13 protein-coding genes and 1 pseudogene are annotated in these 19,012 nt (G+C 75.1%); 5 read left to right on the plus strand and 9 right to left on the minus strand.

Annotation, left to right across the window (positions count from 1 at the left end):
• Nucleotides 1-68 precede the first annotated feature (68 nt).
• Complete coding sequence (locus LRS74_RS03490) at nt 69-1,271, plus strand: ROK family transcriptional regulator (protein WP_277739588.1); 1,203 nt, start codon at nt 69-71, stop codon at nt 1,269-1,271.
• Nucleotides 1,272-1,565: 294 nt separating this feature from the next.
• Here the strand turns inward: LRS74_RS03490 and LRS74_RS03495 are convergent, their stop codons facing one another.
• Together LRS74_RS03495 and LRS74_RS03500 are read right to left on the minus strand one after the other, a co-directional pair.
• Nucleotides 1,566-2,318 carry a GntR family transcriptional regulator gene (locus LRS74_RS03495; protein WP_277739589.1) on the minus strand — a complete coding sequence of 251 codons (753 nt, stop codon included), beginning with the start codon at nt 2,316-2,318 and terminating at the stop codon, nt 1,566-1,568.
• Nucleotides 2,319-2,667: 349 nt separating this feature from the next.
• Entirely contained in the window at nt 2,668-3,339 is a 672-nt protein-coding gene (locus tag LRS74_RS03500; RefSeq protein WP_277739590.1) for an HNH endonuclease family protein, read from the minus strand.
• 235 nt (nt 3,340-3,574) lie between these two features.
• Between LRS74_RS03500 and LRS74_RS03505 the strand changes: the two genes are divergently transcribed.
• The gene (locus tag LRS74_RS03505) at nt 3,575-4,321 is read left to right on the plus strand and encodes an SDR family oxidoreductase (protein WP_277739591.1); all 747 of its coding nucleotides are present in this window, start codon (nt 3,575-3,577) and stop codon (nt 4,319-4,321) included.
• Nucleotides 4,322-4,355: 34 nt separating this feature from the next.
• On the opposite strand, the gene LRS74_RS03510 is transcribed toward LRS74_RS03505, so the two are convergent.
• The 3 genes and pseudogenes from LRS74_RS03510 to LRS74_RS03520 form a co-directional block, all read right to left on the minus strand.
• Complete coding sequence (locus tag LRS74_RS03510) at nt 4,356-5,249, minus strand: RNA polymerase sigma-70 factor (protein WP_277744578.1); 894 nt, start codon at nt 5,247-5,249, stop codon at nt 4,356-4,358.
• A gap of 429 nt (nt 5,250-5,678) precedes the next feature.
• A pseudogene (locus tag LRS74_RS03515) lies at nt 5,679-7,757 on the minus strand (AAA family ATPase); the annotation flags it as partial.
• Between the two features lie 33 nt (nt 7,758-7,790).
• Nucleotides 7,791-8,438 (minus strand): TetR/AcrR family transcriptional regulator, encoded by a 648-nt coding sequence (locus LRS74_RS03520; protein WP_277739592.1) that lies wholly within the window; start codon nt 8,436-8,438, stop codon nt 7,791-7,793.
• A gap of 146 nt (nt 8,439-8,584) precedes the next feature.
• Between LRS74_RS03520 and LRS74_RS03525 the strand changes: the two genes are divergently transcribed.
• From LRS74_RS03525 to LRS74_RS03535, 3 genes are all read left to right on the plus strand, one after another.
• Nucleotides 8,585-10,177, plus strand: coding sequence for an alkaline phosphatase D family protein (locus tag LRS74_RS03525; protein WP_277739594.1), 1,593 nt, complete (start codon nt 8,585-8,587; stop codon nt 10,175-10,177).
• A 140-nt stretch (nt 10,178-10,317) separates the two neighbouring features.
• Nucleotides 10,318-11,721 carry a GNAT family N-acetyltransferase gene (locus LRS74_RS03530; RefSeq protein ID WP_277739595.1) on the plus strand — a complete coding sequence of 468 codons (1,404 nt, stop codon included), beginning with the start codon at nt 10,318-10,320 and terminating at the stop codon, nt 11,719-11,721.
• Nucleotides 11,722-11,965: 244 nt separating this feature from the next.
• The gene (locus LRS74_RS03535; RefSeq protein ID WP_277739596.1) at nt 11,966-13,648 is read left to right on the plus strand and encodes a DUF885 domain-containing protein; all 1,683 of its coding nucleotides are present in this window, start codon (nt 11,966-11,968) and stop codon (nt 13,646-13,648) included.
• Between the two features lie 339 nt (nt 13,649-13,987).
• Here the strand turns inward: LRS74_RS03535 and LRS74_RS03540 are convergent, their stop codons facing one another.
• The 4 genes from LRS74_RS03540 to LRS74_RS03555 form a co-directional block, all read right to left on the minus strand.
• Nucleotides 13,988-14,359 carry a toxin Doc gene (locus LRS74_RS03540; RefSeq protein ID WP_144385640.1) on the minus strand — a complete coding sequence of 124 codons (372 nt, stop codon included), beginning with the start codon at nt 14,357-14,359 and terminating at the stop codon, nt 13,988-13,990.
• On the minus strand, nt 14,359-14,592 hold the full coding sequence (locus tag LRS74_RS03545; protein WP_186319224.1) for a hypothetical protein: 234 nt from the start codon (nt 14,590-14,592) through the stop codon (nt 14,359-14,361). The genes LRS74_RS03540 and LRS74_RS03545 overlap by 1 nt, the downstream gene beginning before the upstream one ends.
• A 78-nt stretch (nt 14,593-14,670) precedes the next feature.
• The gene (locus LRS74_RS03550; RefSeq protein WP_277739597.1) at nt 14,671-17,811 is read right to left on the minus strand and encodes an SMC family ATPase; all 3,141 of its coding nucleotides are present in this window, start codon (nt 17,809-17,811) and stop codon (nt 14,671-14,673) included.
• Nucleotides 17,808-18,974, minus strand: coding sequence for an exonuclease SbcCD subunit D (locus tag LRS74_RS03555; RefSeq protein WP_277739598.1), 1,167 nt, complete (start codon nt 18,972-18,974; stop codon nt 17,808-17,810). Before LRS74_RS03555 ends, LRS74_RS03550 begins: the two co-directional genes overlap by 4 nt.
• Between the last annotated feature and the right edge of the window lie 38 nt (nt 18,975-19,012).

Genomic DNA, 19,012 nt, shown 5'->3' on the forward strand with positions numbered 1-19,012 from the left:
ACCGCCCCTCGCCGCTCCCCTGGGCACCGGATACGATCCGGCACACACGCACAGGTAGGGAGGCCGACGTGGGGCGGCTCACCGGCGGGGATCCGTCGCTGCTCCGGCGGATCAACTCCGCCGTGGTCCTGCATGCCCTCCGTGCGGCCACGGCCCCCCGACCCGGCTCCGGCCGGCGCACCCCCGGCTCCGCCACCCTCACCGACCTGGCCCGTTCCACCGGGCTGTCCCGGCCGACGGTCGAGGGCGTGGTGGAGGGCCTGATGGCCGGCGGTCTGGCCGCGGAGGCGGCACCCGAGGACGACGGCGTACGCCGCCAGGGCCGTCCCGCCCGCCGCTTCCGGTTCCGCGCGGAGGCCGGGCATCTGCTCGGCATCGAGATCGGCCCGCACCGGGTGGCCGCCCTGCTCTCCGACCTCGACGGCCGGGTGCTGGGCTCGGCGGTGCGCGAGGTCGCCCAGAGCGCGCCGGCCGACGAGCGCCTGCGGCGGGTCCGGGACGCCGTCACCGATCTGCTGGCCCGCACCGGGGTCACCCGGGACGGACTGCGCGCCGTGGGCGTCGGCACTCCCGGCATCATCGAGGCGGACGGCACCGTACGGCTGGGCACCGCGCTCCCCGGCTGGACCGGGCTGGCGCTCGGCGAGCGCCTCGGCCGCTCCTTCCGCTGCCCGGTACTGGTGGAGAACGACGCCAACGCCGCGGCCGTCGCCGAGCACTGGAAGGGCGCGGCGGTCGGCTCCGACGACGTGGTCTTCGTCCTGGCCGGGCTGAGCCCGGGCGCCGGCTCGCTCATCGGCGGGCGGCTGCACCGCGGCTTCGGCGGCGCGGCCGGGGAGATCGGTGCGCTCCATCTGCTGGGCCGCGAGGCGACGCCGGAACAGATGCTGTCCACCACCGGCGAGCCGCTCCTGCCCCTCGACGAGGCCCAGGTGGTGCGGGTCTTCGCGCTGGCCCGCAAGGGCGATCCGCGGGCCCGTGCCGCGGTGGACCGCTTCATCCAGCGGCTCGTCCACGACGTCGCCGCGCTCGTCCTCGCGCTCGATCCGGAGGTGGTCGTCGTCGGCGGCTGGGCAGCCGGGTTGGACGGCGTGTTGGACCCGCTGCGCGAACAGCTCGCCCGGTACTGTCTGCGCCCGCCCCAGGTGGCCCAGTCGCTGCTCGGCGAGGCCGCCGTCGCCACGGGGGCGCTGCGGCTGGCCCTCGACCATGTCGAGGAGGCGCTCTTCGCGGTGGAGAGCACGGTGACCGCCCGCCGCTCGATGCGCTGAGGCCCCACGCGGTGCCGCGGCCTCCTTACCGCGCTCTCCCCTTGCGGCTCTGCCGTACGACGCCCTACGCCGCGTGGCGGCCGGCGGCGGCCGCACCCCGTGACCGTCAGGCTCGGGACGTCCACTGAACACCGGCCGGCGCCTGGGCTCCTGACGGCCCGTCGGGCATGGGCGTGAGGTCGTCGTACGCGCGGCGTCGGTGCGGGGCGTGGGCGTCGGACGCGCGGTGTCGAGCGGGCCGGGGCACGGCCGGAAGGTGGTCTTCCGGCCGTGCCTCGTCGGACGGACGGTGTGTCAGCCGGCCAGGAGGTGGACGCCCGCGCCCGCGTCGCCGAAGGTCAGCCGGCAGGTGTCGGCGCGGTAGGTCGCGATGGCGACGGCCGCGGTACGGCCCTCCGCGACATAGCGGGTGGTGACGAGCAGGACCGGGGCACCGGGGAGGCGGTCGAGCTGCCGGGCGTCGTCCGCGCGGGCGGAGCCGAGCTCCACGGACTGCTCCTGGCCCTCCAGCTCGAGCCGGCGGAGCTCGCGCAGCACGGTGCGGGCGCGGGCCGCGCCGCTGGGGGCGTCGATGGCGCTGAGGCCGGGCACGGACTCCGCCGGGATGTAGACGAGTTCGGCCGCGAGCGGCTGGCCGTGTGACATCCGGCTGCGCCGTACGACGTGCACCGGGGTGTCCTGGGCGACGCCCAGCAGCCTGGCGACGGCCGCGGGCGGCGCGGCCTCCTCGCACTCGACCGGCTCCCAGGTGTCGGTGGCGTCGTCGGCCCCGGGCCAGCTGTGCTCCGGGTCGCCGACCGCCACGCCCACCCGGGGCGGCGCGACGGTGGTGCCGACACCGCGACGACGCTGCAACCGGCCTTCCAGCTCCAGCTGTTCCAGGGCCTGCCGGAGCGTCGCGCGGGCGACACCGAAGCGGGCGGCGAGCTCGCGCTCGTTGGGCAGGATCTCGCCCACGGCGAACTCCGAGTCGAGCGCGTCGCTGAGCACGGTCTTCAGGTGCCAGTACTTCGGCTCCGGCACCGATTCGAGCTGCGTGGTCCCCACCCTGTCCTCCGCGATCGCCGAGTGTCCCCCGGGGACGGGCGTCCCCGCGAAGATATGCGCGCTTCTTTATTAAAGGTTGTTTCAGTATGTATGACTGCGACGATAGGGCGGCGTTCACCCTTGGTCAAGACCAATCCCCGGCCGTGCCGTCGTCGGCACCCGCCGGTCAGCCCCTCGCTCACGCCCACGCACGCCCACGCACGCGGGGCCTCGCCTCGGCCTCGCGCGACCGTCCACGCGCCGCCGCGTCCGCCCTCCACCGAAGCCGCCGGCGGGCGCCCCCTCACCACTCTCCCCGACCCGTGTGAACTGCGGAACAACGGAGTATGGGTTCCGGCGCCCGTGCGGGTCAGCGGGCGAGCACCACCGTGATCGAGGCGTCGGGGCAGCCCGCCCCGAGCCGCTGGAGCGCGGCCGCCTCGCCGTCGTCGACCGCCAGCCGCCAGCGGGTCTTCACCACCGTCCACTCGGTGACATACCGACAGAGGGCCTCGTCGTCCGGCGGCAGCCACTCGTCGGGGTCCTGATCGGCCTTCTTCCGGTTCTCGGAGGCCGTCACCGCCACCAGGGAGCGCGGATCGCCCAGGTCGTTGGCGTACTCCTGCCGCTCCTGCGCGCTCCAGGCGGAGGCCCCGCTGTCCCACGCCTCCGCGAGCGGCACCATGTGGTCGATGTCGAGGCCGCTCGCGTTGGTCTGGTCGACGTCGTCGTAGTAGGAGTGCCACTCCCCGCCGGTGAGCACGCACCGTCCCCCGACCGCGGGCGCCACGGTCGCCTCCTCGATCAGCACCTCGTTGCGGGTGTTGCAGCCGTCGCGGTCGGCGTCCACCCAGTGCCGGAACGCGTCGCGTGTGTACCCCGTGCGGTCCTCGTCGGCGACGGACAGCGCCGCGATCGCCTCGCGCAGCGTGGTGGTCACGGTGGCGCCCGGCGCCGCCCACGCCGGCACGGCCGAAAGGGCCAGCCCCGTACCCGCGGTGGCGACCGCGGCCCATGTGGCGATCGTGCGCTCCAGTCCCATGGCTGTCCTCTCCTCGAAGGATCAGCACAGGCGTAACCGGGTTTATAGGATTAAACGCCGATATGAGATAAAGATCGCCTGGGTGGAGCACCCTGGCCAAGGGCAGCGCGCGTCGGTCGTATCCGGCGGCCGCGACGCTTCGGCAGCCCGCCGCACCGCGCCCCTCGTGGCCTCCCTACGCTGTCGGAACCGAGAAGGAAGATCGGAAGGCCAGAGGCGGGGAAGCGGGGAGTTCATGGATCAGATCACGGTGGTCACCGGCGGGGGCCGTGGCATCGGGGCGGCCGTCGCGCTGCGGCTGGCCCGCACGGGGCACAGCATCGCCATCGGGTACGAGCGGGCCCGGGAACGGGCCGAGGAGACCGCGGCCGTGGTGCGCGCGGAAGGGGTGCGGTGCCTGACGGTCCAGGTGGACACCAGCGTCGCGGAGCAGGTCGAGGCCCTGTTCGACACGGTGAAGGCGGAGTTGGGGACGATCACGGGGCTGGTCAACAACGCCGGAATCACCGGACCGCTGGGTCGCTTCACCGACGCCTCGCCCGAGGTGATGCGCCGTGTCGTCGACGTCAACGTGACCGGCGCCCTGCTCTGTGCGCGTCGCGCGGCGCGTGAGATGTCCACCCGGCTGGGCGGCCGCGGCGGGGCCATCGTCAACATCTCCTCCGGCGCCGCGACCACCGGCAGCCCGGGTGAGTATGTGCACTACGCGGCCAGCAAGGCGGCGGTGGACGCGATGACGGTGGGGCTGTCGAAGGAGCTGGCGCAGGAGGGCATCCGGGTCAACTCGGTGCAGCCCGGCATGGTCGTCACCGAGATCCACGCCGCCATGGGCGACCCGGAGCGGCCCTGGCGAAACCCGGACCGGGTGCCGATGCGCCGGCCCGGCGAACCCGAGGAGATCGCCGGAGCGGTCGCCTGGCTGCTCTCCCCGGAGGCGTCGTACACCTCCGGCGCCGTGCTGCGGGTGGCCGGCGGCCTGTGACCCGGTCCGCGGCCACCGGCCGCGGACCACGCCGCTACTCCAGCACCCCGGCCAGCTTCTCCGGGTTGCGCACGATGTACACGCAGGCGATGGCGCCGTCCGCGACATCGAGGCTGAACGCCATGTCGGGGCGGCCGTCGACGGAGAGCACCACCGCCAACTGCCCGTTGAGCTCGGTGAGGGAGAGTTCGGCGCCCGGCATCCGCGCCGCGGCGCCGGCCAGGAAACGGCCGACGTGGTCGGCGGTCTCCAGCACCCGCAACGGCGCCTGCGCCTTGCCGCCGCCGTCGCCGATCAGGCGGACGCCGGGGGCGAGCAGCGCCAGCAGCCGGCCGAGGTCGCCCCCGGCGGCCGCGTCGATGAACTGCTCGGTGAGGGCGCGCCGCTCCGCCGGGTCCACGGAGTACCGCGGCCTGCGCTCGTCCACATGGCGCCGGGCCCGGGCGGCCAGTTGACGCACCGCCGGCTCACCGCGGTCCAGGGCGGCGGCGATCTCCCCGTACGGCAGGCCGAACGCCTCCCGCAGCACGAACACCGCGCGCTCCAGCGGCGAGAGCGACTCCATGACGACCAGCACGGCGAAGGAGACCGACTCGGCCAGCATCGCGCGCTCCGCGGTGTCCGGCACCGCCTCCCCGAAGCCGGTCACCAGCGGCTCGGGAAGCCACGGCCCCACATACGCCTCGCGCCGCGACCGCGACTGCCGCAGCCGGTCGATGGCGAGTCGGGTGGTGATCCGCACGAGGTAGCCGCGCGGTTCGCGGACCTCCGCACGGTCCGCTCCGGCCCAACGCAGCCAGGCCTCCTGGACGACGTCCTCCGCGTCGACCACGCTGCCCAGCATCCGGTACGCCACCCCGATCAGCAGGGTGCGGTGTTCCTGGAAGACCGCGGTCGGCGTCGCGGTGTCGGTGGGGTCGTCGCCCAGGTGGGCTGGGGAAGCGCTGTCGGCCGCGGTGGAGGTCACCGGCCCATCCCAGCCGACAACCCGCGCGGTGTCCAGCGCCCGCTACGCCGGAACGGCCGACGACGCGGTCACCGGCTCCTCAGTCGCCTCAGCGGCCCGCTCGGGCACCGGCGCGGCGGCCGGCTCCGAGGGCGACGCGTCGGCCAACTCCGAGGACGGCCCAGCGGCCGGCGCTGCGGCCGGCTCGGGTATCGACGCAGCCGCAGGATGACGGGCCGACACGGCGGCCGGCTCCGAGGGCGCCTCAGCGGCTGGTCGGGCGGCCCGCTCGGGGGCCTGGTCGGGGGCCCGGTCGGGGCCCTGCTTCAGGGCCCTCCCGCGGCCCGGCTCCGGGGGCGACGCGGCGGCCGACCCAGGGGCCGGCACGGCGGCCGGAGTCCGCAGGGCCGCCGGCAGCGGGAGGGCGTGCAGCACCTCCAGACGGGAGACCGCGCGGGTGAGCACCACATACAACCGGTGCAGTCCGCGGGGTTCGGCCGCGACGATCTCGGCCGGCTCCACGACGATGACATGGTCGTACTCCAGGCCCTTGGCGAGCGACGCGGGCAGCGCGGTGACGCGGCCGTCCGCATCCGACGGGCCGGCCGGGGTCCCGGTGTCGATGCCCTCGGCCCGCAGCACCTCGCGCAGCGCTTCCAGTGCGGCGTCGGCGGCGATCACGGCGATGGAGCCCTCGCGCTCCAGGGCGGCGCGCACGGCCGCCGCGACCCCGGGGGCGAGGCGGGCGGCGGGCAGCGCCGCGATGCGCAGCTCACCGTCGCCACGCGAGGAGCGGGCCGGTGGGACGTCCACGTCCAGCGCGGTCAGCAGCCGGTTGGCCAGCGCGACGACGGCGGCGGGCACCCGGAATCCCGTGGTGAGCGGCGCGACGGTGGCCTCCGGCTTGCCCATGTGAGCGAGGTGGGTCGGCCAGTCGCGGGCGGCCCAAGGGGTGGTGCCCTGCGCCAGGTCGCCCAGGACGGTGAGCGAACCGAAGCCGCTGCGGCGGGCGATGGCGCGGCACTGCATCGGGGAGAGATCCTGCGCCTCGTCGACGACCACATGGCCGTACCCGTCGGGGCGCTCGATGAGCCCCGCCACCTCGTCGATCAGCACCAGGTCGGCGGGGGCCCAGTGCGCGCTCCGGTAGGAGCGGGGCGGCCTGCGCCAGCGGATCGCGGTCTGCTCCGGTTCGGTGAGCAGTCCGTCCGCGGCCCGCGCCAGGACCGTCGGATCGGTCAGCAGGGTGGCCACCAGCTCTTCCGGGCGCACGGCGGGCCACACCTCGTCCAGAAGGGCGCCGATCGCCTTGGCCCGCCCGATGCGACGCAGCCAGGCGGCGGGCGGCGGTCCGGCGCGACGCTCGGCCTGACGCTGTATCAGCGCCACCACGCGGGAGCGCACCCGCTCGCGCCCCACGGCGTACGGCGGGGTCTGGGCGAGCACCTCGTCGACGACCTGGCGCAGCTCCTCGACGTCGAGGCGCCAGCGGTAGGAGCCGTCGGGGACGGCGAGCGGCTCGCCGGGGGCGCGCACCCTGCCGTACAGCGCTCGACGCAGCACCTCGGCCATCGCCGCGCCGTGTTTGATCCGGGCGGCGGCCGGCTCGTCGGGGGCGGAGACGGCGACGCGCTCGCGCGCGATGAGGTCCTCGACGGTGCACTGCCGGACGTCGGCCTCGCCGAGCGCCGGCAGCACCTGCGAGATGTACCGCAGGAAGGCGCGGTTGGGACCGATGACGAGCATGCCGCCGCGCTGGATGCGCTGGGGGTGGGTGTAGAGCAGATACGCGGCGCGGTGCAGGCCGACGGCGGTCTTGCCGGTTCCGGGGGCGCCCTGGACGCAGACGGAGGCGGCCAGTTCGCGCCGCACGAGGTCGTCCTGCTCGGGCTGGATGGTCGCGACGATGTCGCGCATCGGGCCGACGCGCGGGCGCTCGATCTCGGCGGCGACGATGCGGCTGGCGTCGGTGGGCCCGGGCCGCGCGCCCTCCGCCTCCGCCACGGGCGGCCGGCCGCCGAGGTGCTCGTCCTCCAGGCTGGTCAGGTCCGCGGCCTCGCCCCGACCGAGCGGGGCCCAGCCGAAGCGGCGGCGCACCGCGACGCCGTACGGCTCTCGAAGTCCCGCCTGGTAGAAGGTGCGGGAGACCGGTGCGCGCCAGTCCACGACCAGCGGCGGGGCGGCCGGGTGGGGCGCGATGCGGCGCCGGCCGATGTAGTAGCGCTGGCCCTGGTGGTCGCCCGCGGCGGGCTCGTCGACGAAGTCGAGGCGACCGAAGAAGGGCGGGCTGTCCGGCTCCTCGGCCAGCTCCTTGGCGTGGCTGCGCAGATAGCGGCCGAGGGCCTCCGCGCTGGCTCCGCTGCCGGCGACGTCCTCACCGGAGACGACCCGCTCACCGGCGGCCTCGACCATACGGGTCATGGCCGCCCGGCAGGTGTCGACGTAGGTCCGCTCCGCGCCCAGCGCGTCGTCGAGTGCGTCCGAGGTCATGCCTCATCTCCTTGTCGGCTTGCGGGTCTCGGTTCAGCGGAGGTCGGCGAGGCCGTCGCCGAGCAGCCCGAAGGCGTGCTCCGCGGCGGCCACCGCGGCCGGGTGCGCCTGAGCCGCCGTCATGCCGCCGTCGGCGACGCACCGCCAGTTGTCGAGGGCGAGGATCCGCTGGGCGGTGACGATCTGCCCGGCGGCCAGCCGCGCGGTGAGCTCGGCGTGCGCGCCGCCGGGCAGCACCTCGCGCAGCGCGCCGGCCAGCGCCTCCTCCGAACGGGTCGTGTACGCGTGGAGGCGGGCGACCAGGCTTGGCGTGGAGTACAGCAGCTGATGGAACGCCAGCACCTGGGGGTGGTCGCAGAGACCGGTGACGGGGTCGCGGGCGTCGAGGGCCGCGAGGAAGTGTCGGCGCAGCGCGTCCAGCGGCGCCTCTCCGGCCGGCCGCCCCCGCACCACCCGGGCGGCCTCGTCTTCGTGATCGGCGAAGCGGTGCAGCACCAGGTCCTCTTTGCTGGGGAAGTACCGGAAGAGCGTGGGCTTGGAGACCTCGGCGGCCGCCGCCACCTCGGCCACGGACACATGGTCGTAGCCCGCGTCGAGGAAGAGGGTGATCGCTGTGTCGGAGATCGTCTCGATCGTTCGCCGGCGCTTGCGCTCGCGCAGACCGGGCTGAGGCTTCGTCATGCGACAACGGTACGCCCATTTTCGTTATCCGGTCAATGTTTTTACTCGGTTACAAAAATCCGACGCGTGCGGGCGTTCATCGAATGTTCGACCGCGGGGCATCTCGTACCGATAGCAACGTGCCCACGAACGACGGAAGGATCTTCATGGCTATCGGACCGGAATCCGGGAGAGCGGTCGACCGGCGGGCGGTGCTGCGGGGCTCCGCCGCCGCGTCCGCGGCGATGGCGCTGCCGACGGCGGCGCTGACGGGACTCGGCGCCGCCCCCGCGCAGGCGCTGTCCGGGCGGCCGCGTGCCGGCTGGGGTGTCCAGGTGGGCGACGTCACCACCTCCTCGGGCCTGGTGTGGGTGCGCTCCGACCGCCTGGCCCGCATGGTCGTGGAGACCTCCGCGACCGGGTCCTTCGCCCGCCCGCGGCGCTGGCGCGGCCCGCTGCTGGGCCCCGGCACGGACTTCACCGGCACCACGGCGCTGCGCGGGCTGACCCCGGGCGCCCAGGTCCACTACCGGGTGCTGCTCGCCGACCCGGACGATCCCCGACGCACCGGCGAGCCGGTGTACGGCACCTTCCGCACCGCGCCCGCGGGGCGTCGGCACGGGGTGCGCTTCGTGTGGTCGGGAGACCTGGCGGGGCAGGGCTGGGGCATCAATCCGGACCTGGGCGGCTACCGCGTCTTCGAGGAGATGCGCCGGCTGGACCCCGACTTCTTCCTGTGCAGCGGCGACAACGTCTACGCCGACGGGCCGATCGCGGCGACCGTCGCCCTGCCGGACGGCACCACCTGGCGCAACATCACCACCGAGGAGAAGTCCAAGGTCGCCGAGACCCTGGACGAGTACCGCGGCAACTTCCGCTACAACCTGTTGGACGCCAACCTCCGCGCCTTCAACGCCCAGGTGCCCTCGATCGTGCAGTGGGACGACCACGAGGTCGTCAACAACTGGTATCCGGGCGAGATCCTCACCGATCCGCGCTACACCGAGAAGCGGGTGGACGTGCTGGCCGCGCGGGCCCGCCGTGCCTTCAGCGAGTACTTCCCCGTCCCCTCGCTCCGCCCGGACCGCCATGGCCGGATGTACCGGGTGGTGCGGCACGGCCCGCTGCTGGACGTGTTCGCCCTGGACATGCGCACCCACCGCAACGCCAACTCGCCGGGCCGACAGTCCGAGGACGCCCAGGGCATCCTGGGTGCCGAGCAGTCGGCCTGGCTCAAGCGGGAGCTGTCGCGCTCCCGCGCGGTGTGGAAGGTGATCGCCTCCGACATGCCGCTGGGCCTGGTGGTGACGGACGGCCCGACGGACGTCGAGGCGGTCGCGCAGGGCGACCCGGGCGCCCCGCTCGGCCGGGAGCTCCAGATCGCCGAGGTGCTGCGGCACATCAAGCACCGGCGGATCACCGGCACGGTATGGCTCACCGCCGACGTCCACTACACCTCCGCCCAGCACTACGACCCCGCGCGGGCGGCGTTCCAGGACTTCGCGCCCTTCTGGGAGTTCGTCACCGGGCCGCTGAACGCCGGCTCGTTCCCCGCGGTGAAGCTGGACCGGACCTTCGGCCCCGAGCAGCCCTTCGTCAAGGCGCCGGACCGGGCCAACGTCTCCCCCGCCGAGGGCTTCCAGTTCTACGGCGAGGTGGAGATCGACGGCGACAGCGGCGAGCTGACGGTCCGCCTGCGCGAGGTGGGCGGCGGGGTACTCTTCCGCAAGGTGCTCCAGCCCGGCCGGGTCGGCCAGTAGGGCAAGCCCGCGCGGCCGCGGCGAAGCGGGATGTGGTTGACGAGCGTACGAAACCGGGCGTTAGGGGCGTAGGAGCCTCTTTTACTCACCGGACACAGAGCGTTCGTGATCACGCAACACCGCTCGGCGAGGGTGTGGGCATGACTCATGTGACTCCCGCGCACTCCCGTCGCCACCACCACTGGCGGCGTGATCTCGTCGAGCTCGCCGCCCTCTTCACGGCGGTGGCGGTCGCCGACACGATCGCCAACACCATCGCACACGGCCCCGACGGTCGGGCGCTGCTCCTGCTGTCGGCCGTGACCCTGCTGGCCACCGCCGGGTTCCACACCTGGTGGGCCCGGCGGCACAGCCATGCGCCGCCGGGCCTCGCGACATCCGCGCCCGATACCGCCGCCGGGGCCCACGCCCCGGCCCCCGCGGCCGTACCGGGCACCGAGAGCGGCACCGCGGTCTGGCGGATGCGGACGACCGTACGGGACGAGCCGGGCAGCCTCGCCACGCTGTGTGGTGCGCTCGCCCGGCACGGCGTCGACATCCTGACCCTCCAGGCCCATCCGCTGGCCGACGGGACGGTGGACGAGTTCCTGCTGCGCGCCCCCGGTGCCCTGTCGCCGGCCGAGCTGACGCGTGCCGTCACGGCCGGCGGCGGCAGCTCCACCTGGGTCGAGCGGGCCGACGCCCATGACCTGGTCGACACCCCGACCCGCGTGCTGAACCTGGCCACCCGCACCGCGCTGGACGCCGCCGAGCTCCCACTGGCGCTGCGTCAGCTGCTCGGTCGCTGCACCATCCGCACGCTCCCCGCCGCCTCGCTGGCCGGACGGCCGCTGGCCGAACCGCTGCCGGTCGAGGGCGTGCTGGAGGAGACCGTGATGCGGTTGCGCGACCCCGCGGGCGGCGCGCTCACCATCGAGCGACCGTACCTGCCCTTCACCCCGACCGAGTTCGCCCGCGCCCGCGCGCTGGTCGAGCTGGACGCGCGACTCGGCCCCCGCGTGCCGCCTCGGCACGATGTGTTGACGCTGCCCGAGGGGAACGAGATCACCGTGCGCCGCGCGGGCCCCGGCGACCTCGCGGCCGCCCGCGCGATGCACGAGCGTTGCTCGACCGCCACCCTGGAGCAGCGCTACCACGGCCCGGTGGGCGACGCGGACCGCTATCTGAACCATCTGCTGAGCCCGCGCCACGGCCGCACCCTGGCCGCCTACACCGCCTCCGGGCGGCTGACCGCCCTCGGCCATCTGCTCTGGGACGGGGACGAGACCGAGGTCGCGCTGCTGGTCGAGGACGCGTGGCAGCGCCGCGGCATCGGCTCCGAGCTGCTGCGGCGGCTGGTGGCCATGGCCGCGGAGACCGAGTGCGCGAGCGTCTACGCGGTCACCCGCTCGGCCAACACCGGCATGGTGGCGACCATGCGCGGCCTGGGGCTTCCCCTGGACTACCAGATCGAGGGGGGCACCCTCGTCATCACCGCCCGGATCGCCGCGACCCCGGCGCCCGCGCCGGCTCCCGTGTCCCCGCCGCGCGGGCACCGGCCGTAGCCGCGCCGACCGAACACCGCGCCGACCGCGGCCGGGAACTCCGAAGCCGCGCGGGGCGGCGCCGGGCGACACCGGCGCCGCCCCGCGCGGCGTCCGACGCCCGCTCACCGGACACCTCGCCGCCGACACGACCGGAGGACCCGTCAGGTGTGCCGACCGTCCCCCGCGGCACCCGTCCGCCCCGTCGGCCACGCATGTCCCGGTGGTGATGACGCGGCGGCCCCGGCCGTACGAGGATGACCACATGTCCGATATCAAGAACGCTCCGCTGCCCCGTCAGGTCGCCGACGCCTATGTCGACGCCCTCGTCGAACTCGACCCGATCACCGGCACCTACCTCGGGGTTCCCGAGAGCTCGCGGCGGCTGCCCGACTACTCCCCCGCGGGCCAGGAGGCCCTCGCCGAGCTGGCGCGCGCCACGCTGGACCGGCTGGCCGAGGCCGAGGCGCGACCGGGGGCGGACAGCGACGCCGAGCGGCGCTGCGCGCGGCTGCTGCGCGAGCGGCTCACCGCCGAACTGGCCGTCCACGAGGCGCGCGAGCCGCTCCGCGCGGTCAGCAATCTGCACTCCCCGCTGCACTCGGTGCGGTCCATCTTCACGGTGACCCCGACCGACACCGAAGAGGACTGGGCGGCCATCGCGGAGCGGCTGCGCGCCGTGCCGGCCGCGCTGGCGGGTTATCGGGCCTCCCTCGCCGAGGGCCTGGAGCGGGGACTGCCGGCCGGGCCGCGGCAGGTGTCCACCGTCATCGGCCAGTTGGCGGAGTGGATCGGCACCGAGCGCGGCTGGTTCGCCGACTTCGTGGCCCCCGGCCCCGAGGCGCTGCGCACCGAGCTGGACGCGGCGGCGAAGGTGGCCACGGCCGCGCTGGTGGAGATCCGGGACTGGCTGCGCGACGTGTACGGGCCGGGGATCGAGGGGGCTCCGGAGGTCGTCGGCCGCGAGCGGTACGCCCGCTGGGCCCGCCTGTGGAACGGCACCGACATGGACCTGGACGAGGCGTACGCGTACGGCTGGGCCGAATACCACCGCATCCACGCCGAGATGCGCGCCGAGGCGGAGAAGATCCTGCCCGGCGCCACGCCGTGGGAGGCGCTGCGCCACCTGGACGAGCACGGCGAGGCCATCGAGGGCGTCGAGGAGACGCGGGTGTGGCTGCAGAACCTCATGGACGAGGCCATCGAGCAGCTCGACGGCACGCACTTCGAGCTCGCGGAGCGGGTGAAGCGTGTCGAGTCGATGATCGCCCCGCCGGGCTCCGCCGCGGCGCCGTACTACACCCAGCCGTCCGAGGACTTCTCGCGACCCGGGCGGACCTGGCTGCCCACCATGGGCGAGACCCGCTTTCCCGTCTACGACCTGGTCTCCACCTGGTACCACGAGGGCGTTCCGGGCCACCACCTCCAGCTGGCGCAGTGGACCCATGTCGCCGATCAGCTCTCCCGCTACCAGGCGACCGTCGGCATGGTCAGCGCCAACGCCGAGGGCTGGGCGCTCTACGCGGAGCGGCTCATGGACGAGCTGGGCTACCTCACCGACGCCGAGCGGCGGCTGGGTTACCTCGACGCCCAGATGATGCGCGCGGTGCGCGTGATCATCGACATCGGCATGCACCTGGAGCTGGAGATCCCGGCCGACTCGCCGTACCACCCGGGTGAGCGGTGGACGCCGGAGCTGGCGCAGGAGTTCTTCGGGGCGCACAGCGGCCGCCCGGCGGACTTCGTGGAGAGCGAGCTGGTCCGCTACCTCGGCATGCCCGGGCAGGCCATCGGCTACAAGCTGGGTGAGCGCGCCTGGCTGGCGGGGCGGGAGGCGGCCCGCCAGCGACACGGCGACGCCTTCGACGCCAAGAAGTGGCACATGGCCGCCCTCTCGCAGGGCTCGCTGGGCCTGGACGACCTGGTGGCGGAGCTGTCGGCACTCTGACCGCCTGACCGCGCGGGGCGGGCCGCGGTCGCGACCGAGAGGCAACGACTCCAGCCCCTCCGCGCAGGGTGGACCCGAGGCCACCGGCCCTCCGCGCGGGGGCACACCCGAGACCACCGGCCCTCCGCGCGGGGCGGACCCGGGGCCACCCGCCTACGGGCTCCTCCGCGCGGGCGGGCCCGCGGGAAACCGGCTTCGGAGCCCCTCCGCGCGGGGCGGAATGCCTACCGGCTCCTCCGCGCGGGGCGGGCGACCGCGGGGCCGCCGGCTCAACCCCGGAAGCTCCGCGGCGCCGATCTCTGCCCCTGTATCCGTCCGAGCCCCTGTCTCCGCCCCGAGCTATATGCGCCAGCCGCGGATGCGGTCGGCGCACTCGTACACGTCGACCCGGTACTCCTTGATGTCGCGCGTCAGGTCGACGATCGCGCCGTACGGCGGGTCTATGCCCTCGCCCGCCGCGGCCATGTAGGCGACCACGACCATGCAGGCGTAGAGGCTGCTCCGCGCGGGCAGCGGTTGCAGCCGCACCAGGGTGTGCATCAGCGCGGCGGCGCGCCAGGCGGCGTCCGGTTCGTGGTCGAACTTCGCCACGTCGAAGGCGTGCCGGGAGACGGCCGCGGCCAGCGCCGTGTAGTCGTGCACGGCGGGCTCTTCGTAAAGCTTCTGCTCCTGTACGCCCAGGAGCCAGGGGATGTCGATATGGAGGGCCATCAGGCGGCCGCGCCACGGTCCGCGGGCGGGGGCACTTCCTCGGGGAAGGCCGCGTCGAACTCCTCGATGTGCTCGTTCCAGAACTTCACCGCGTGCTGGACGAAGATGCGCCGCTGCTGTTCACGGACGGAGAGATCGTGCACGTATGCCTTGATGCTCTTGCCGTCCGCGGCCGCGGCCTCGCGGATGGCCGCGAGTTCCTCGTCGGTGAACTCGATGTTCAGTGCTGGCATACCGGCCACGGTACCGGATCGGTACCGGGGCCGGGGGCGCCGTGATGGATCCCGCCGACGGCCCGCGGGCGACCCGCCTCAGCCCAGGACGAGCTTGCGGCGGACCGCCGAGCCGGCGCGGTCCTTCACCACCTCCAGCTGGGCGGGGATACGGCGGCGGAGGTCGGCGACATGGCTGACGATGCCCACCGCGCGGTCCCGCTCGCGGAGCGAGTCGAGCACGTCGAGGACCTCGTCCAGGGTCTGCTCGTCCAGACTGCCGAAGCCCTCGTCGATGAAGAGCGTGTCGAGGCGGGCGCCGCCGGCCTCGTCGGTGACGACGTCGGCGAGGCCGAGCGCCAGCGCGAGAGACGCGAAGAAGGTCTCGCCGCCGGAGAGGGTGGCGGTGTCCCGCTCGCGACCGGTCCAGGAGTCGATGACGTGCAGGCCGAGGCCGGCGCGGCGGGTCCCGGTGCGCTCGTCGGAGTGGACGAGGGTGTAGCGCCCGGAGGACATGTACTGGAGGCGGGCGCTGGCTGCCGCGGCGACCTGCTCCAGCCGGGCGGCCAGCACATACGACTCCAGTCGCATCTTGCGCTCGTTGTCGGCCGAGGTGCCGGCGGCCAGGGCGGCCAGCCGGGCGACCCGGTCGTACTCCGCGCGGAGCGGGGCGAGCCGCCGCGCGTCGGTCGCGGCCTGCTCGGAGAGCCGGTCGAGATCGGCGCGGCGGGTGCGGGCCGCGTCGTCGGCGGCGGAGGCCGCCCGCAGCCGCAAGGTGGCGTCCTCCAGCGCTGCCTGCGCGGTGTCCAGGGCGGCCGGCGGCGCCTGGGCCGCCGCCGCGAGCTGCGGGTCGTCCAGTTCGGCGGCGACGGCGGCCGACTCGCTGTGCCACCGGTCGAGGTGGTCCTGGAGCGCGCGCTGCCGGTGGTCGGGCAGCACCGCGTCGGCCGCGCGCTGCGGGGTGTCGAAGCCGGCCCGATAGGCGGCGTCGGCGAGCCGCGCGTCGGAGTCCTTGAGCCGCAGCGCGGCCGACTCCGTGGCGCGCGCCGCGTCCGCGGCGCCGGCGAGGAGTGCCACCCGGCGCTCCAGCTCCCGGGCGTGGTCGGCCACGCTGGCGGCGGCGCCCCGGGCCTGCGCGACCTGGTCCTCCAGATCGGCCCGCTCGCGGGCCAGCACGTCGCGCCGGGAGGCGCGGGCGGCGGCGCCGCGCTCGGCGTCCCGCAACTGCTCGAGCCGACGGCCGTGCTCCGCCTCGGCGTGGTCGAGGGCCTCGCGAGCGGCGTGCGCGTCGGCTCCGGCCTCCCGCGCGGTGGCGAAGGCGGCGCGCAGCTCTTCGAGGGCGTGGGCGAGTTCAGCGGTGGGGGTGTCGGCGGCCTCCGCGCGGGCGGCGGCCATCGCCTCGCGCAGCTCGCGCAGCCGCTCCTCGGCCGCCTTGCGGGCGGCGTCGGCGCGCTCGGAGTCGGCCAGCGCGGCCTCCTCGGCGGCACGGTCGACATGATCTTCGGCCGTGCGGGCCGGCCGGGGGTGGTCCGCGGAGCCGCAGACGGCGCAGGGCTCCCCGGGGAGCAGCCCGCCCGCGAGTTCGGCGGCGATCCCGCGCAGTCGGCGCTCCTTGAGGTCCAGCCAGCGCTCCCGCGCGGTGGCGGCCTCCCGGCGGGCGCGCAGCGAACCGTCCTCGGCCGCGTCCACCTCGGCTTCCAGCGCGTCCCGCCGCAGGGCCGCCGCCAGCTGTCGCTCGGCGGTGCCCAGCTGGGCGCCGAGCTGCTCGGCCTGGACGGCGGCGGCCTGGGCGACCTCGACACGGCGCTGGTGGGCCAGGCGGGCGGACTCCCAGCCGGCCAGCCAGTCGGCGGCCTCCTGGGCGGCTTCCTCGTCGGCGCGGGCCTCCCGGTCCAGCTCCGCGGCCTCCACGGCGATCTCGGCGGCGCGTCGCTCCGCCCGGCGCGCGACGGCCAGCCGACCGAGCTCCTCACGCAGCTGCCGCTCCATGGTGGTGAGCTGCTCGGCGGGGGCGTCGGCGAGCCGCGGCGGCAGGAGGTCGCGGGCGGCGTGCTCGGCGGCGGCGGCCGCCTGGTGGTCGCGCTCGGTGCCGGCGTGCAGCTCCAGGGCCGGGGCGACGGACTCGGCCGCACGCGCCCGCTCCAGCCGGGCCCGGACCTGGTCCACCTCGGCCCGGTGCGCGTCGAGTTCGGCGGCGCGACGGCGGGCCTCCGCGTGCCGGCGCTGGAGCCGGTCCAGCTCCCGTACGGCCTCCAGTGCGGCGGCCGCTCGGTCATGGGCGGTCTCGGCGGTGCGCACCGCCGCGGCGGCGATGTCCGTGCGCTCGCGCGCGCCGCTGCGGGCGATGGCGGCCCATTCCAGTACGGCGGCGGCGAACCCGGGCTCACCGGGGGCAGGCGCGGTCCGCTCCACGGCGCTCGCGGCACGCGCCGCGCGGGCCGTCGGCCGCTCCGCGCGGGAGCGGGCGCGGGACCCGGTGCGCTGGCCGGGGACGGCCGGCGGCGCGCCGCCCGCGTCGAGGAGCGTGAGGCCGCGCAGGTCGGCGCTGTCCCCGGCGGCCTGCGCCATCCGGTGGGCGAGCGCGAGCAGCCGCTCGTCGCCGCCGACGACCCGCTGCTGCGCGGTGCGCCGGGCCTCGGCCAGGTGGTCCTCCACGGCGGCGAAGCGGCCGGTGTCGAAGAGTCGGCCCAGCAGCTTGCCGCGCGCCTCGGCGTCCGCGCGCAGAAAGCGCGCGAAGTCGCCCTGGGGCAACAGCACCACCTGGCAGAACTGCTCCCTGTTCATGCCCAGCAGCTGCTCGATCTCCAGGCCGATCTCCTGGTGGGAGCGGCTGAGCCCGACCCACTCGCCGTCCGCGGAGCGTTCCCGCAGCTCGCTGTGGGCGCGCTGGGTGGTGAAGCCGTCGGCGCCCTTGGTGGACTTCCGGGACCTCTTGGGGCGGGGCTGCTGGGGCCTGCGGGTGATCTCCAGCCGGCGGCCGCCGACGGTCAGCTCGAGGACCACCTCGGTGAGGGTGTACGGGTCCGCGTGGTCGCTGCGCAGGGTCAGCCCGGCGCCCTGCCGGGCGCCGGGCACCCCGCCGTAGAGCCCGAAGCAGACCGCGTCCAGCACGGAGGTCTTGCCCGCCCCGGTGGGGCCGTGCAGCAGGAAGAGCCCGGCGGCGGCGAGCTCGTCGAAGTCGATCTCCTCGGTGCCGCCGAACGGCCCGAAGGCGGTGACGGACATCCGGTGCAGCCTCATCGGGTGCCCTCCCGCAGCGTCTCCGCGGTGCGCACCGCGTCCAGGGCGCCGGTCAACACGGCGCGCTCGGCGGCGTCCGGGCCCTGGCCGCCGCGCACATGCGCCACGAAGTCCTCGGCGATCTGCTGGTCGGTGCGGCCGCGCAGCCGCCGCGCGTAGGAGCCGGCGGTCTCCTCGGGCGGCCGCTCCGGGTCGAAGGCGATGCTCACCGCGTGCGGGAAGCGGGCGGCGAGCCGGGCCATCGGCTCGTGCGGCCGGACCGGGTCGGTGAGGGTGGCCTCCACCCACGCCTCACGGTGCTCCTCCAGCTCCGGGTCGACGAGCAGCTCCTCCAGCCTCCCGCGCAGCCGGGCGAGCGGCCGGGGCACCGGACAGTCGACGCGCTCCGCGGCGACCGCCCCGTCCGCGCCCAGGTCGACCAGCCACATGGTCTTGCGGTGCGTCGCCTCGGAGAAGGAGTAGGCGAGCGGGGAGCCGGAGTAGCGCACCCGCTCGGTGATCGCCTGGCAGCCGTGCAGATGGCCGAGGGCGACGTAGTCGACGCCGTCGAAGACCTCCGCCGGGACGGAGGCCACACCGCCCACGGTGATGTCCCGCTCGCTGTCGCTGGGGGCGCCGCCGACGACGAAGGCGTGCGCCAGCACGACGGACCGGGTGCCGGCCGGCCGCTCGGCGAGGTCGGCGCGCACCCGCTCCATGGCGGCGCCCAGCACCGCGGCGTGGCTGCTCCGCGCGGCCCCCAGCTTCTGCCGCACCAGCGCCGGCTCCAGGTAGGGCAGCCCGTAGAAGGCGACCTCTCCGTGCGCGTCGCGCAGCAGCACCGGCGTGCCGCACTCCACGGGGTCGGTGCGCAGATGGATGCCGGCCCGCTCGATCAGCCCGGCGCCGACGCCCAGGCGGCGGGCCGAGTCGTGGTTTCCGGAGATCAACACCGTGGGCACGCCCAGGCGCGCCAGCCGGTGCAGCGCGTCGTCGAAGAGCTCCACCGCCGCGAGCGGCGGCACCGCGCGGTCGTACACGTCGCCCGCGACGAGCACCGCGTCCACGCCTCGCTCACGCACCGTGGCCACGAGGTGGTCGACGAACTCCCGCTGGGCCTCCAGCAGGCCGATCCGGTGGAACGACCTCCCCAGGTGCCAGTCGGAGGTATGCAGAATCCTCACAGCACCCCTCCGACCTGCATCTTCATCGCTCCTCCGGC

Origin of the sequence: Streptomyces sp. LX-29 (genome assembly GCF_029541745.1) — a bacterium.
In the GTDB taxonomy this organism is placed as follows: domain Bacteria; phylum Actinomycetota; class Actinomycetes; order Streptomycetales; family Streptomycetaceae; genus Streptomyces.